The following is a 14,625-nucleotide window of genomic DNA, read 5'->3' on the forward strand; positions in this document are numbered from 1 at the left end:
AAAACCGAGTTTTTACACAGCCTGTGCCATAAGCGGAAGTTAACTACGGATAAAATTCAGCGCCTCACACCCAGAGCCGCTGCATAACGGCAATAAGCTACACTTGTTCATTATTTCCAAAACAGGAAAGCCTTCCGCTGCTTCAACGGTATGTGTTTGGCATCGCGCAGTTGGGGCATTTTGATCAACAACGAGCATGGCCCGCTAACGATGAAATTGATACTTGTTCGACACGCAGAAACAGAGTGGAATTTGGAAGGAATTATTCAGGGGCACAGCGATAGCTCCTTGACCTGTCGGGGTTTGCGTGAAACATCCGTCCTACTAGCAGCGTTTAGTGCAAGTGAGTATCAAATAGAGCGTGTTTACGCTTCTCCGCTTGGACGTGCCTGGCAAATGGGGCAAAGCCTGGCTGAACACTTTCGCTGTTCACTGACGGCTGAACCGGCCCTTAAAGAGCAGGCCTTTGGTCAGTTTGAAGGTATGCCGTTAGAACTACTCAGACAAAAACATCCGAACGATGCAAATGCGTTATTCAGGCTTGATGCAGAGTATTGTCCACCTGGGGGGGAGTCACTGGCGCATGCTTCTCAGCGAGTTATGCGTTTTTTACAAAACCTGGAAGATACCTCATCACATCAACAAACAATATGTATTGTGTCTCACGGGCATGTCAGTCAGGGCACTCTGGCAATTCTTAAAGAAGGGACTGTCAATAGTTTCCCTCGCTATGCTCACCCCAATGCAAGTTATTCTGTTATCGACCTGATTAATGGAAAATGTATCGGCCTAAAGTGGGGGATTGCTACACATTTACGTCACCTGAATTAGTGGCTACCTTTCAATCATTGAAAACCCATCCTGCCAGAGTCATCATTATTTAAGCACAATGTCAGCTCCCCGCTCTAAACAGATCTTCAGAAAACGATACAGAATTCCGGCCACCAGACTTCAATCCCTTTCTGCTTCAGCTCTTTTCTAACCACGCGTTTAATCCAGGCTGCCAACGATCCATCGTCATCCTGCTTGGTGATGACACATATGATGACAGGCATACCTGTGAAGAATATGGGTAACTGTGTGGGAGACCTGACCGCAAACAGGGCAGAACTTCGAGATGCGATTGATTTCCTGCTTAATGGCTATTTTAGAGCGCCCATCCCTGGCGCTCAGTTCCTGCTTCTTTACCCCGCCCGCGCAAATTCTGCTGCTTCGGCGATTAGCGCGTCATCCGGGCGTACGCCGGTATACATGGCGAACTGCTCTACGGCCTGTAAGGTAATCACCTCTGCACCGCTGATGGTCTTTTTACCTAATTGTTGTGCCAGTTTGATTACCGGTGTTTCCGGCGGCAGGGCGACCACGTCAAACACCACGCTGGCGGCAGCGACCATCGCTTCTCTGTAGGCCAGTTCATCGCTCTCTTTACCGCCAGCCATACCGACGGGCGTCACGTTGACCAGAATATCGCAGGCAATCCCTTCCGGCTGAGGTTGCCACTGGAAACCGTACTGTTTTGCCAGCGCCGGGCCGCTCTCACGATTGCGGGCGGCGACGATCACATCGTGAAAACCGGCATCTCGAAACGCGGCGATAACCGCTTTACCCATTCCACCGCTGCCGCGGATCATGACGCGTGCGCTGCTATTGAGCTGGTGGCTGGCAATCAGGCTTTTTACCGCAATGTAGTCGGTGTTAAATCCTGCCAGCGTACCGTTGTCATTGACGATGGTGTTGACGGAATCAATGACTTTTGCGGAAGGATCGATGACATCCAGAAACGGCATGCAGCTCTCTTTAAACGGCATAGAAACCGCACAGCCGCGAATTTCGAGTGCGCGAACGCCTTTCACTGCGGCCTCAATATCCTGCGTAGTAAAGGCTTTATAGATAAAATTTAACCCTAATTTTTCATACAGATAGTTGTGAAAGCGCGTGCCAAAGTTACCGGGCCGACCGGCAAGCGACATGCACAACTGGGTGTCGCGGTTAATCATGTTAAATCTCCTCGGCGTGAGACAATATGTACTGTTCGGCTTCCTGCGACCAAATCCCCTGATGACGCTCCAGGATATCGCGCAAGGCTGGATCATCAATCTGAGTGAGCGCGGTTAATGGTAAGGCTTTGCCGGTGTAAACCAGTTTTTTACCGCCACCGACTTGCGGCAATTCCAGCGTTGTTTCACCAGCCGCATTCAGCCCCAGAATGTGCGTCACCACTTTTGCTGCCTGAACTTTCTTCTCTTCGATCAGTTTTACCGCTGTGCGCATATCGTCGGTATTGCCGCCAGATGTCCCAACATAATGGGTGAAGGCGTAGTGCACGTCGTAGAAGTTAATCGGCGCGCTAAACTGCTTATCCTGCGGACCGGCAAAGAAGTTCATGCAGCCATCGGCAGCCAGCAGGGAAGAGGCCAGCGTGACCAGTCCTTCGTTGGGCACAAACACAAAGATGTCATCAAATCCATGCCCGCCGCTCAACGCCATCAAGGTGTCATAAGCCGCATCCTGGGCGTGGAGATAGTGGATTAACGTTTGTGGTTCTGATGGATAGTGCTTGCGGGCGTAGCTCAACTTGTCGTTATTGGTGTCGGTTACCACCAGCAGCGCAGGGTTAACCGGGCCATGCAGTGCATAGTCGATCGCCAGTAGTCCCATTGGCCCGGTACCGCCGAGGATTAACGTGCGCCCCTGCGGACGAATGCCCATCTTATGGTTATAAGTGCCTTCCTGCAGGTGATAGTTGGCGTTGAATGCGCCAATCACGCAGGATAGTGGCTCAACCAGCGAGCCTTCAAAATAGGTTTCGCCTTCGTAGGCCAACAAGCAGTCCTGCTCCATGACTTCATCAGGAATGATGACGTGCGTGGCTTCACCGCCTACCCACGGGAAGGAGTAGCCGGGACAGTCCGGGCGATCCGGCAGTTGCAGGTTAGCCTGAATGACATAGCGTTGGCCGGGCTGAAACTTATGCTGCCATTTTTTCCCCACGGCAATAATATCGCCGCAGAACTCGTGGCCAATGATGATCGGGTTGGTGGCCACATCGTCCGGCACTTTTTTGTGGTTCTCGCCCTGGTTAGCCTCTTTCCAGGAAGAAAGGCATAGGCTGTCGGTCACGACCGAGGCCAGAATTTCATCGTCCTGCATTTCGGGAAGGTCGAAGGTTTCCAGGCGCAGATCGCGTTTACCATAAAGGCGTAAAGCTGTTGTTGTTTGCATTGTTACCACCTCTTCCTCTTTCGAGGACAATTTGTTGAAGTAGCCCCAGCATCGCCGGGGCGGAAAAATCAGGACAAGAAGCCCAACGCGTTGCCGATAATCCCCAGCGCAAACAGGGCGAATATCAGCCATACCGGATTAATTTTCTTGTTGAGCAGCCGTACCATCAGCAGCGTCAGACCCAGCGCCAGCAGGCCAGGACAGAGTTGGTCGAGAATGTTCTGCACGGTCATGGTGACGGTGGCGCCGTCTGCGCCAGGCGTTTGCGATACCACCAGCGGCACGTTGATGCTGGTCCATTTGGTGACCAGTACCCCCATCACAAACAGGCCAAGAATTGATGCGCCTTCGGTCAGTTTTTGCAGCAGGTTACCGCCCATGTCGCTGACGATATTGACCCCTTTACGAAAGCCAAGCTGTAAGCCGTACCACTTCATGGCAAGACGTACTGCATTGAAAAGAAAGAAGAACAATAGTGGCCCGAGAATGTTTCCGGAGAGCGCCAGCGAGGCGCCGAGCGCGGCGGTAATCGGGCGCAGCGTTCCCCATACCAGCGGGTCGCCAACACCGGCCAGCGGACCCATCAGCCCAACTTTGATGCCGTTGATGGCCCCGTCGTCAATTTCCGCACCGTTGGCGCGGGCTTCTTCCATCGCGGCGGTCACGCCAATCACCGGGCCGCAAACGGCAGGTGTGGTATTGAAGAACACCAGGTGGCGCTTGAGGGCCGCAACCTGGTCCTCTTTCAGTGGATACAGGCGCTTAATAGCCGGGATCATGTCGTAGCAAAAGCCCAGCCCATGAATGCGTTCAAAGTTGAATGACGCTTGCTGGAGGTTGGAGCGAACAAACATGCTAAACAGGTCGGATTTGGTCAGTTTTTTCTGTTCCATGGTGGGCTCCATTAGTCATCAAGCTGATCGAGAGCTTGAGAAGAGGCGGGTTGCGCCTGCGGTTCGGCTTTACGCCACTGTGGGTTCAACTGGATGTAGACCAGCGCGATAATCACGCCAACCCCACCGAAAGCCAGCAGGCTCAAATCGAGATACCCTCCGGCAATAAATCCGAGGAAGAAGAAGGGCATCAGGTACTTCACGCCCATCATGCGCAGCACCATGGCGTAACCGACCACCACGATAAAGCCACCGGCAATCTGCAATCCGCGGGTGACGAATTCTGGAATGGCGTTGAGCATATTGCTGACTATATCGGCGCTGACAAACAGCGAGACGATTAATGCAGGGATGGCAACGCGCAGCGCCTGTACGCCGAGAGCGGAAACGTGCAGCATGTCGATGGTGCGAAAGCGGGCCTCTTCGGCTGCTTTATCCGCCGCGTGCTGGAACACCACGGTGATGGTACGGGCAAAGACGGTTAGTACCTGACCTGCCGCCGCGACGGGCAGGGCGATGGCGATACCGGTCGCAATGCTTTGCTGACCGACGATAACCAGAATGGCGGAGATAATACTGGCGAGCGCCGAATCGGGAGACTGCGCTGCGCCGACGTTCATCCAGCCAAGAGCAATTAACTCCAGCGTGCCGCCGAGCATAATCCCGGTTTTTAAATCACCAAGAATCAGTCCGATAACGGTACAAGCGATCAGCGGACGGTGGGTCTGGAACTCATCCAGCACGCTGCCCATTCCGGCAATACAGGAAAATAGGAATATGGCGATAATTTGTAGGGTACTTATTTCCATAATATGTCACCTTGTGAATGTGATCATCCCTGCCTGTTAAAGCATAAGTACACAGGCATTTTTATTTATTCAGCGAGAGATTGTTCTTCTATTTTTTCGAGAATATTAATAGATGGATCGGATGCGACGACGCGTAAATCCAGCGTGACGCCTAGTTTATCTAACTCACGAAACGCATTAATGTCGTCGCTGTCTAAAGAAACGGCTTTGGTTAATTGTTTTTTACCTGGTCGCCAGGCCATGCCGCCAATATTTAACGTGGCAATTTTTACCCCTTGTTTTACCATTGCTAATGCATCCTGTGGGCGGGTAAACAAATAAAAAACGGTTTCGCTCTGATATTGCGGGTTATGGTAAACAGCGACCGCCTTTTCGATATTAACGACGTTAACCTTCATTCCTGGCGGGGCTGCCTGACGTAATAATGTTCGACGTACTTCATCGTTATAAACGTCGTCATTGCAGATAATAATTCGTTGGGCATTCGCCACCTTCGACCAGACGGTGGTGACCTGACCGTGAATCAAGCGGTCATCGATACGAGCAAGGGTAATGTTCATCAGAAATCCTCTTCGGTCGTTTCCAGATGTTGCCAGACGACACAGGTTTGTTGAGCAATGGTCGTCAGGTGTTCGCACAGTTCATCCACATTCATACAGCTTTGGTTGTCTACCAGTTCCAGCGCTAATGGCAGCGACAACCCGCTAATGACGCGAATTGTGGGGTTTTGCATTGCCAGCGAAGCGGCAGCATTCCAGGGACTGCCACACTGCAGATCGACGGCAATCAGCCATTCACCATTAGTGTGAGCGCTTACTAACTTTTCCAGCTTTTCCACGATGTTGCTGGCGTTCTCCCCTGGGACAAATGCCACCGCTTCAACGTTGGCATCACCGTAGACCATCTGTACCGATTCCAGCATGGCGCAGGCCAGTTTGCCGTGAGCACAGAAGATTGCATTGACCATAAAACCTCCTTAGCCGCGCGTTTTTCCGCCCGCAATGTTAGTGGTTACTCCGGTGATGTAACTGGCGCGCTCAGATAAAAGATAACAAACAAAATCAGCGACTTCGCTTAAGCGCCCTGATCGACCAATCGGGATCGCGTTCTTGGTATAACCCTCACGCAACTGTTCGACGGTGATGTTGCGGGTCCAGGCCAGCGCTTCTTCATACTCGGGGGTGCGCAGACCGGTTTTTTCCAGAATGCCAGGCGCAATTCCCACCACACGAATGCCGTGTTTGCCCAACTCTTTCGACCAGGAGCGGGTAAAGCTATTCAACGCGGCTTTGGTGGCGGCATAGCAGCTTTGGCCCTCTGAACCTTCCAGCCCGCTTTCGGAAGAGACATTCACGATCACGCCGTTATGCTGTTTTACCATTTGGCGTGCCGTTGCTTGCGACATTAAGAACACACCTTTCTGGTTGATATTAACCATTTTTTCAAAAGCAGCTTCGTTGAGTTCGTATTGCCCGGCGGGTGCTTTTTCATCAACCAATAGCCGTGGGAAGTTAACGCCAGCATTATTTACCAGTCCATCAATACGTCCGTAGCGTTGGATAATTTCAGCAACAGTATGATTAACCTCTTTGGCACTGGAAATATCCGTTGGCCAGAAATGATATCCGCTATGGCTGTCATATTTACCTTCTCCGCCATGAATATCCGCCATTTGTACATTAGCGCCTTGCGCTAATAGCTCCTCGACAATGGCCAGGCCAATTCCGGATGCACCACCGGTAACAATAATGACTTTGTCCTGCAAGTTTAACCACGTTTGCATAATAAACTCCCGATTTCAGATAAGGGGATCCCACATAAAATTAATTATGGCAGGACCAATTAGAATTTATTTACTTCAACAATAATTCAGCGGTATGACTGTTGGTGACTAAACAGTTAATATAATTCCCACGTAATGCGCCTAATATCCCACTGTATTTTTCTTCACCCATTGCAATACCAATGGAGTAACGTGCCTGTTTTAATTTATCGGTTTCGATAGCGAGCGTCTTTTCACTCATCCTGGTCTCTACGGTCACACCGTTGATATCGTAAAAGCGCGAGCAAATGTCTCCGGCAACATGGCGGGCATGCAGGTCATCACTCTCTTCACTGCCGTAAAAAGCGTGCCAGTTGGCACCATCGCGTATTGCCGGAGACCCAATTCCGACCAGCGCGACATCCAGATTATCCCAGTAAGCGGAAATCGATTTGAAGTGCCGGGACTGCATAATGCCGTTACGGATCAGCGGGTTTTCCAGCAGTGCCGGGAAATCTGCCAGGTGTGATTCCCCTTTGAGCTTTGCCGCAGCGCCGTAGGTCAGCGTATTGACGTGGTAGCGGCTTTCAAGCTTGCCGGATGGTCCGCCGATAATCGGCACACAGATCAGCTGGCGTGACTGGCTGGCAGGAGATAATCCTTCCACCAGTCCCCGTACCGCGCGGCCCCATGAGAACCCGATAATGTCCCCAGGTTCCAGTAAGCGTTCCAGCAACTGTGCGCCATGTACTCCCATCATATTAAGTTGTTCATCTTCCTGCTCGCTATCGCAGGAGACTACGACCGCCTCTTTCAGGCCAAATTTCTGTTTTAGCTGCTGTTCCAGCCACAGATTTTCGTTGTAGTCGTAATTAATGGCGATGGTGACGATACCCTGCTCGCGTCCACGTTTTAGTAACCGGCTGATCGTGGTGCGATAAATACCCAGCTCGCGGGCGATTTGCGCTTGTGTCATATCCTGTTCGTAATACAGCTGCGCTATTTTTACGATCAGGCGGATATCATCGCTGTTTTCCGTCGCCATTTTTGGACTCCTGCACATTTGTGCAAATCACGAAATTGCCTTCTTGATCTGATATAACCCCATCTGTTTCACATCTCAAAGCTATTTTCACTTATTTCAGCGTTAAGAACTGAACGATTGTGTTGCACATTTGATGTGGAGATTGCGCGTTGTCGGCACAGATGTGCGTGCTGCTCTAATGTATTGATTCTGCTTGTTTTCATCCAACAAAATTGCAGATATGGATTACCGACACTTTTGTGTCAAAAGGTGGGGCGGATCACAAATAGCGCTCGGGCATTTGAACACGATTATTTTTTATCGCCCACAAGGTAGGGTATATTTCGCTGTCAAAGGAGAAACTATGCTGCCCGACTCATCCATCCGATTAAATAAATACATCAGTGAAAGCGGAATCTGCTCGCGTCGCGAGGCGGATCGCTTTATCGAACAAGGGAATGTCTTCCTGAATGGTAAACGCGCCACCATTGGCGATCAGGTAAAGCCTGGCGACGTCGTAAAAGTGAATGGTCGGTTGATTGAGCCGCGTGAAGCGGAAGATCTGGTCTTTATCGCGCTGAACAAGCCAGTAGGGATTGTCAGCACCACCGAAGACAGCGAGCGCGACAACATTGTTGATTTCGTGAATCACAGCAAGCGTGTGTTCCCAATCGGTCGTCTGGACAAAGATTCCCAGGGACTTATCTTTCTGACCAACCACGGCGACCTGGTGAATAAAATCCTGCGTGCCGGTAACGATCATGAAAAAGAGTATCTGGTGACGGTAGATAAGCCGGTCACTGATGACTTTATCCGTGGGATGGGGGCCGGTGTGCCAATCCTCGGCACCGTCACCAAGAAATGTAAGGTGAAGAAAGAAGCGCCGTTTGTGTTTCGCATCACGCTGATTCAGGGGCTGAACCGTCAGATCCGTCGTATGTGCGAGCACTTTGGCTATGAAGTTACCAAACTTGAGCGTACGCGTATCATGAACGTTGGCTTGTCTGGCCTGCCGCTTGGTGAATGGCGCGACCTGACGGATGACGAACTGATTGATCTGTTCAAGCTGATTGAGAACTCGTCCTCAGAAGCCAAACCGAAGGCGAAAGCGAAGCCAAAAACCGCAGGCATTAAGCGCCCGGTAGTGAAAATCGAAAAATCTGCGGAGAAAGAGAAATCGCGCCCGGCAGCAAACGGTAAACGCTTTACCTCACCGGGGCGTAAGAAGAAAGGGCGTTAACGTCTGCCGCGCGTGGGCGTATTCGCTGACCAGGAAAACGATGCTTCCGCATCCGGTTTATAAGCCTGCTTTTTCTTTAACTGGCGGGCTTTTTTTGCTTCCGCTTCGCGCAAGGCCATCAGTTTATCGATGTACTCTTTCTTGATGCTGTTGGTCTCTGCGTTGGTCAGCAGCCGACCATGCGCGATGCGCGCGCGGTCGAGCAGCGTTTTCAGTTCACGCTGCTCGCGCTCGGTCATCTCTTTTTGGGTAATGCGGGGGAGTGCCATAGGGGTGCCCTCTGTTAGCCGATGTCCTCAGTGTACGGTAATCCAGAACCTGCTGATAGCGTCATGTATTGTATTATTCAGCAATACGTAATTTTCCGGCGAAGTCCTGCTGTGTATAGCCCGTTGTTCTGAATCGTTTGTCTGTGATGATGTTATCGATCTCTTTTAATGTGGCGATACACATCACACCATCCTGGCCAAATTTTGTATGGTCGGCAAGAATTACCGACTTTTTACTCATAGCAATCATTGACTTGGCAACATAGGCTTCATCGAAGCTTTTCACCAGCACACCATGTTGAGGTGAAACACCACCCGCGCCGATGAAGCAGATATCTGCATGAATAGTGTTTATTTGCTGACAAACGGAGACGCCGAGATTGGCGCGGAAATGGTAGTCATATTCACCACCTAATACATAAACGCGCGCTTTAAGATTATGTTCTTTGATTTTATCGGCAATTAAGGCTGAATTAGTAATAACGGAATAGGCCAGAGGAGGTAATTGTTCGGCCAGAATAAGATTGGTTGTGCAGGAGTCAATGAATAGAGTGTCGTGCTCACTGACCATCCGGGCGGCAAGTTTACCAATTGCCATTTTTTCTTCGCGGTGTATATCAATCCGCGCGCCAAATTCATCTTCCTGAACAACCTGCTTCTTGACGGCTCCACCGTGAATCTTGGTAATTTGCCCTTCAGACTCCAGAATGGAGAGATCGCGACGAATGGTCTCTGATGTGACTTTTAGTGTTTCCGATAATTTGATAACCGTCACTTCACCGAATTTATTTAATTCATCGAGGATATGTTTTCTTCTTTTAATCGGGTTCATTATTTTCCGCCAACGTCGAGCTTTGGCGCATGGTAACTGGATGTGCAGAGCAACGCAACCACTCCAACGCACAGACAATACCCTCATCATCATTAGAGGCCGTCACATAGCTGGCTTGTTGTTTTACTGCCTCAGGCGCATTCCCCATTGCAATACCAATGCCGGCGGCGGAAAACATACTGATATCGTTTTGCTGGTCTCCAATCGCTGCAACCTTTTCTGCTGCTATATTTAGCTGGCGCATTAACATGCTAATAGCATAACCTTTATTTATTTCGCTACGTTGGATATCAATGTAATTCTCCCCAGTGATAGTCGCTGTATAGCCATAAGGCAATTTATTGTTCACTTCTGTACACAGTGCATTTATTTTTAACTGCTCGGTGGTGAGTGTAATTTTATAAATATCCTGCCGGTTTAAAATATTTCCGGGCGTTGCCGAAATAAGTGGTAACTCAAATAAACGGGATTCATAAGTTGTCCATGGCGCTATCTGTTGGTCGCAACGATGATAAATAGCATCGGCGCTAAAAAAGTGATGAGGACAGAGGGAAAGCGCAATATGTCGGTCAATATCCCGAAGATTCATACAAGAGAACGCTGCAGTATGAATATTGCGCTGCTGCGCCATCTCGAGGATCTGACCTCCGTTGAAGCCTGCGCACCAGCCAAACAGCGCATTAACCTGCTGCTGTTGTAGCAGGCGCATTATAGAGGAGACCGGTCTGGCGGAACAAGCGGCCAGCAGGCCACCGCGCTGGTGGAATTCGATGAGTGCCTGACGTGTACGTGGACTGATTGTCTTTTGCGAAGTCAGTAGTGTTCCATCCAGATCGGTGACCAGTAACATGCTTCTTTCCCTTAATCTCAATGCGCAATAAACGGTGTGACAGCCTCTTTGGCGGCGTTGCAGACCATATTGTCGATTGCCGTACCGACGACCAGAATATTGACCCCGGTATCCTTAAACGCTTTGGCATTGGCGAGGTTAATTCCGCCTTCCGCCAGCGTCGGCACGCTTACCGCGCTGACCAGTGCCCACAGGCGATCTTTAATGGCTTGCGGAATATCACCTGCGGCTACGCCTTCGTAGCTCATACCGGTCATTAAACCAATCATATCGACGCCAATCTCCTGCATCCGTTTTGCTACGCTGGTGACCTCTTCCGGAGTGCGTGCAGGAATACCGAAAGTATGCAGGTCATCCGGGTGTCCAATATAAGCATCAACGGTCAGGCCATACTGATGGGCGAGATTTACGATGTCCTGTAGATCGTCCCAGTCAGATTTATGGGTGTGTAAGCCATCGGCACCAGCACGAGCAATCTCCAGTATCTCTGTTTCCGTGAGCGGGACCGGTAACGTTTCGGTAAAGCCTCCTGCGATACCGACAGTAATGAAGATATCGTCAGGAACCACATTACGCACACCATGCACTGCTTCGGCCATCTGGCTGTTAGTGATTTCGTGGCGGATTTGTTCCGCCGCGTGCATGTTGCTCACCCCCTTATGCCCACGCGCCAGCGCCAGTGCGGGATGGTTCGGTTCGAGCAGCTTAACGCCCGCCTCACATACTGCTTTTGCCAGACGCGCATCGTCGCCGGTTATCCCTGTGCTGAGGATGGTCTGCCCGCCGTGCAGCGTGATGGCATCTTTCACTTTCTGTAACGCTTTAGCGCGTTTTTTATTCATATCGCCTTTAAACATGGTGTACCTCTGGTGTTGGTGCATTAATTAATGGGCCGACGCGGTAGATTCTTTCTGTGCGACAGCCTTAAAACGGTTGGCAATAATGGTGGAAATACAGGTCAGCCCCATGACGGTAACCATCACAATGGCCATTTGAAGCGCATTACTGGACAAAAACGGGGAGGCGAATGCAGGGACATAAGCCACGCCTTTGACGTTAAAGAAACCCAGCATCATGCCGCCCAGACCGGCCCAAACGATCGCTGAACCAAAGACAATTTTGTTGGCAAACATGAACGGATAGGCCGATTCAACGAAGGTCCCAAAGCCGAGGTTGATAAGCAGGCCGGGCGTCGCGACGGCTGCTTCGCTTTTTTCTCGTGGTGCGATGACGTTAGCCAGGTTGATTCCTGCAGCAACCATCACCAGGCCGACCATATCGACAGCGCCGAGGAAGCTGACTCCGGATTTTTCCATTTCCAGGAGCACCAGCGGCAGAATGACTGCGTGATAGACTCCCCCCAGAATTGCTGGCCAGATAACCAACCCAGCCAGCAGGCCGGCAAGAATAGGGCTGAAAGCCAGCGTGGTTTCGATAGCCAGTTTGATGTAATTACCTGCTGACAGCGCCAGCGGACTTAGCAGATAGTGCATGATTAACCCGGCGGCAAGACCCGAGATCCCACCCGCTACAATGTTGACGGTGGTCATCGGAAAGCGCCAATTCAGGCATAATTCAAACAGCCAACGAACGAAAATCCCGGCCATCAAACCACCGATGATCCCTCCAATCAGACCGCCCTCGACGGAAAGCACTCCGGCGACCACCCCGGCAACAATTGAGACTTCATCCAGTTCCGAAATCTGTTTTGCTGCGAGAACTGCAACTAAAACCGGCAGGCCCTTCAGTAGAATTTCAAAGATATCGTTGAGTTTTTCCAGGCCCGGAATGTGACTGAGTGCGAGCACGATTGCCATGGCGATAAAGCCCGGCAGCGCAGGGATCATTATGCTGCGAATATTGAAGCGTTTAAGCAGACTTTTTCCAGAACCGCCCTGTGAAGGAGAAGCACTGCCCAACTGTGGTTTGTATTTAACGCCCCAGTGCTTACACAGTGATGCGATGAAGGAGACTGCGCGGGTTCGGCTGGTGGTACCCGTAGTGCCCGAGGTTGCGACGACATTTGCCCCCTTTGCCGCCACTAGCGCCATTGAGGTCCCGCCGGTGCCAACAATCGGTGTTTTCATTTCAACAGCTGCGGCAAAGACAGCCTGGTTGGCCTTCACCGGATCGGCGCTCATCACGATGATCCCATCGATCTCACCGTTACGGATCATTTCTGCAATCCTGAAATCGCTCTCAACTACCGAGTCGTTCACTTCTGAAAGTTTGCCCTGAAATATCCTTTGTGGTTTTTGTTGGTTTTCTGTGGTTAGTGCAAATACCGACGCTGGCGTGTGAGCTTTGGCAACGTCCATTGAGGCTTCTGCCGCAATGAACTGCACAGCGGCAACTTCCACTCCTGCGGCTTCACACTGCTGGTAAATTTCCTGGAGTAGCTTTTCTGGTTCAGCACCACCCAGGTTGTAGAGGTTGCCTCCACTGCTTCCAATAATCGCAATTTTTTTCATAGCGGCCTCGAAGATAGGGTAAGGGTTTGTCTGTGTTGTAGTGAAATCATATTCCCAATTAAAACAAACTAAATCAACATTAGAAAAATGATTAAATTTGAGGTTAAAACAGGTTAATTTATGTATTTAATTGAAATATAACAATTAATTTTTAATTTTGTTTTGTGTTGATATTTGTTGTTTTGTGATGGGGTTCAAATGCGGGTAGGGAGAAATGGAGGATGCCTCCTCCATTTATGAAGATTAGTGTTCTTTTACTGCGTGTGGTTTCTCATCAATCGGCTTACCGGACCAGTAGCCTGCCAGCAGCGAACCAGAAAGGTTGTGCCAGACGGAGAACAGCGCACCGGGCAGGGCGGCGAGCGGGCCAAAGTAGATTTTGCCCAGCGCAGCGGCCAGCCCTGAATTCTGCATGCCGACTTCGATAGCTAACGTACGGCAGGTCGACTCGTCGAAACCAAACAGTTTTCCGCCCCAGTAACCGCCGAGCAGGCCAATGGTGTTATGCAGGATAACGGCGATAATCACCACAAAGCCGACGGACGCAATGTGCGAAGCGGAGCCTGCCACGACGGCGCTGATGATCGCCAGGATGCACACCATAGAAAACGCGGGCAGATACGGCTCGACGGCTTTTACGATGCGTGGGAACAAATGGTGAATGACCAGTCCCAGGGCAATCGGAATGACCACGATCTGCAGAATACTCAGCAGCATACCCATCACATCCACCTGAATATGCGCATCGACATACAGCCGTGTCAGCAGCGGTGTGGCGACAACGCCGACCAACGTCGAAACGGATGAAATAGTCACGGAGAGCGCCACATCGCCTTTGGCCAGATAGATCATGACGTTAGACGCTGTCCCGCTGGCGACGCTACCGACCAGCACCATGCCTGCGGACAGTTCCGGCGGCATATTAAAAGCCAGCGCCAAAATCCATGCGGCGAGCGGCATCACCAGATAGTGCAGGAAAATACCCGCGGCGACCGGCGCAGGACGTGAGAGTACGCGTTTAAAGTCATCCACTTTCAAATGGACGCCCATGCCGAACATAATCAGCATCAGTAACGACGGCACGAATGGCCCGACAGGCGTAAAGGTGGAGGGCGTGTAATACGCAATAACAGAGAGCAGCAGCGCCCATAATGGGAACAGCCGCGTCAGAGTAGCGAGCATGTTATATTCCTTGCGATTGAAATGTGTTGTGTTGTTATAAAAAAGCCGGGTTCGAGCCCGGCTATAGTTAT

At 50.8% G+C, this 14,625-nt stretch carries 16 protein-coding genes; 2 read left to right on the forward strand and 14 right to left on the reverse strand.

The genetic code is table 11. The features are described 5' to 3' along the window. The first annotated feature begins 210 nt into the window (after positions 1 to 210). Positions 211 to 831, forward strand: coding sequence for a histidine phosphatase family protein (locus tag FDX11_RS15300; protein ID WP_042313085.1), 621 nt, complete (start codon positions 211 to 213; stop codon positions 829 to 831). A 353-nt stretch (positions 832 to 1,184) separates the two neighbouring features. On the opposite strand, the gene FDX11_RS15310 is transcribed toward FDX11_RS15300, so the two are convergent. From FDX11_RS15310 to FDX11_RS15345, 8 genes are all read right to left on the reverse strand, one after another. Beyond that, the gene (locus FDX11_RS15310) at positions 1,185 to 1,997 is read right to left on the reverse strand and encodes a shikimate 5-dehydrogenase (RefSeq protein WP_137398173.1); all 813 of its coding nucleotides are present in this window, start codon (positions 1,995 to 1,997) and stop codon (positions 1,185 to 1,187) included. Between the two features lies 1 nt (position 1,998). Further along, the gene (gene sorE, locus FDX11_RS15315) at positions 1,999 to 3,222 is read right to left on the reverse strand and encodes an L-sorbose 1-phosphate reductase (RefSeq protein WP_042313054.1); all 1,224 of its coding nucleotides are present in this window, start codon (positions 3,220 to 3,222) and stop codon (positions 1,999 to 2,001) included. 68 nt (positions 3,223 to 3,290) lie between these two features. After that, positions 3,291 to 4,115: a PTS system mannose/fructose/sorbose family transporter subunit IID gene (locus tag FDX11_RS15320; protein ID WP_042313051.1), complete on the reverse strand. Its 825-nt coding sequence runs from the start codon at positions 4,113 to 4,115 to the stop codon at positions 3,291 to 3,293. Between the two features lie 11 nt (positions 4,116 to 4,126). After that, entirely contained in the window at positions 4,127 to 4,924 is a 798-nt protein-coding gene (locus tag FDX11_RS15325; RefSeq protein ID WP_137398174.1) for a PTS mannose/fructose/sorbose transporter subunit IIC, read from the reverse strand. Between the two features lie 65 nt (positions 4,925 to 4,989). After that, positions 4,990 to 5,484, reverse strand: coding sequence for a mannose/fructose/sorbose PTS transporter subunit IIB (locus tag FDX11_RS15330; protein ID WP_137398175.1), 495 nt, complete (start codon positions 5,482 to 5,484; stop codon positions 4,990 to 4,992). Beyond that, complete coding sequence (locus FDX11_RS15335; RefSeq protein WP_137398176.1) at positions 5,484 to 5,891, reverse strand: mannose/fructose/sorbose PTS transporter subunit IIA; 408 nt, start codon at positions 5,889 to 5,891, stop codon at positions 5,484 to 5,486. Before FDX11_RS15335 ends, FDX11_RS15330 begins: the two co-directional genes overlap by 1 nt. Positions 5,892 to 5,900: 9 nt before the next feature. Further along, positions 5,901 to 6,707 carry an SDR family oxidoreductase gene (locus FDX11_RS15340; RefSeq protein ID WP_061382704.1) on the reverse strand — a complete coding sequence of 269 codons (807 nt, stop codon included), beginning with the start codon at positions 6,705 to 6,707 and terminating at the stop codon, positions 5,901 to 5,903. A gap of 70 nt (positions 6,708 to 6,777) precedes the next feature. After that, positions 6,778 to 7,731: a sugar-binding transcriptional regulator gene (locus tag FDX11_RS15345; RefSeq protein WP_079225678.1), complete on the reverse strand. Its 954-nt coding sequence runs from the start codon at positions 7,729 to 7,731 to the stop codon at positions 6,778 to 6,780. 343 nt (positions 7,732 to 8,074) lie between these two features. Here FDX11_RS15345 and rluF point away from each other — a divergent pair, with 343 nt between their 5' ends. Then, positions 8,075 to 8,950: a 23S rRNA pseudouridine(2604) synthase RluF gene (gene rluF, locus FDX11_RS15350; protein ID WP_042313037.1), complete on the forward strand. Its 876-nt coding sequence runs from the start codon at positions 8,075 to 8,077 to the stop codon at positions 8,948 to 8,950. Here rluF and FDX11_RS15355 read toward each other — a convergent pair. The 6 genes from FDX11_RS15355 to panS all read right to left on the reverse strand — a co-directional run bounded on the left by FDX11_RS15355 (position 8,947) and on the right by panS (position 14,554). After that, positions 8,947 to 9,219, reverse strand: a complete 273-nt coding sequence (locus FDX11_RS15355; RefSeq protein ID WP_003826541.1) for a DUF3811 domain-containing protein — start codon at positions 9,217 to 9,219, stop codon at positions 8,947 to 8,949. The two genes, rluF and FDX11_RS15355, sit on opposite strands and share 4 nt — an antisense overlap. A gap of 73 nt (positions 9,220 to 9,292) precedes the next feature. Next, complete coding sequence (locus FDX11_RS15360; RefSeq protein ID WP_079225677.1) at positions 9,293 to 10,051, reverse strand: DeoR/GlpR family DNA-binding transcription regulator; 759 nt, start codon at positions 10,049 to 10,051, stop codon at positions 9,293 to 9,295. Further along, positions 10,038 to 10,901: a Cof-type HAD-IIB family hydrolase gene (locus tag FDX11_RS15365; RefSeq protein WP_079225676.1), complete on the reverse strand. Its 864-nt coding sequence runs from the start codon at positions 10,899 to 10,901 to the stop codon at positions 10,038 to 10,040. Before FDX11_RS15365 ends, FDX11_RS15360 begins: the two co-directional genes overlap by 14 nt. Positions 10,902 to 10,918: 17 nt before the next feature. Further along, the gene (locus FDX11_RS15370; protein ID WP_079225675.1) at positions 10,919 to 11,758 is read right to left on the reverse strand and encodes a histidine biosynthesis protein; all 840 of its coding nucleotides are present in this window, start codon (positions 11,756 to 11,758) and stop codon (positions 10,919 to 10,921) included. Between the two features lie 27 nt (positions 11,759 to 11,785). After that, positions 11,786 to 13,372: a PTS sugar transporter gene (locus tag FDX11_RS15375; protein ID WP_079225674.1), complete on the reverse strand. Its 1,587-nt coding sequence runs from the start codon at positions 13,370 to 13,372 to the stop codon at positions 11,786 to 11,788. A 243-nt stretch (positions 13,373 to 13,615) separates the two neighbouring features. Beyond that, positions 13,616 to 14,554 (reverse strand): ketopantoate/pantoate/pantothenate transporter PanS, encoded by a 939-nt coding sequence (gene panS / locus FDX11_RS15380; RefSeq protein ID WP_079225673.1) that lies wholly within the window; start codon positions 14,552 to 14,554, stop codon positions 13,616 to 13,618. Between the last annotated feature and the right edge of the window lie 71 nt (positions 14,555 to 14,625).

Origin of the sequence: Citrobacter sp. wls714 (genome assembly GCF_005281025.1) — a bacterium.
Classification (GTDB): domain Bacteria; phylum Pseudomonadota; class Gammaproteobacteria; order Enterobacterales; family Enterobacteriaceae; genus Citrobacter; species Citrobacter werkmanii.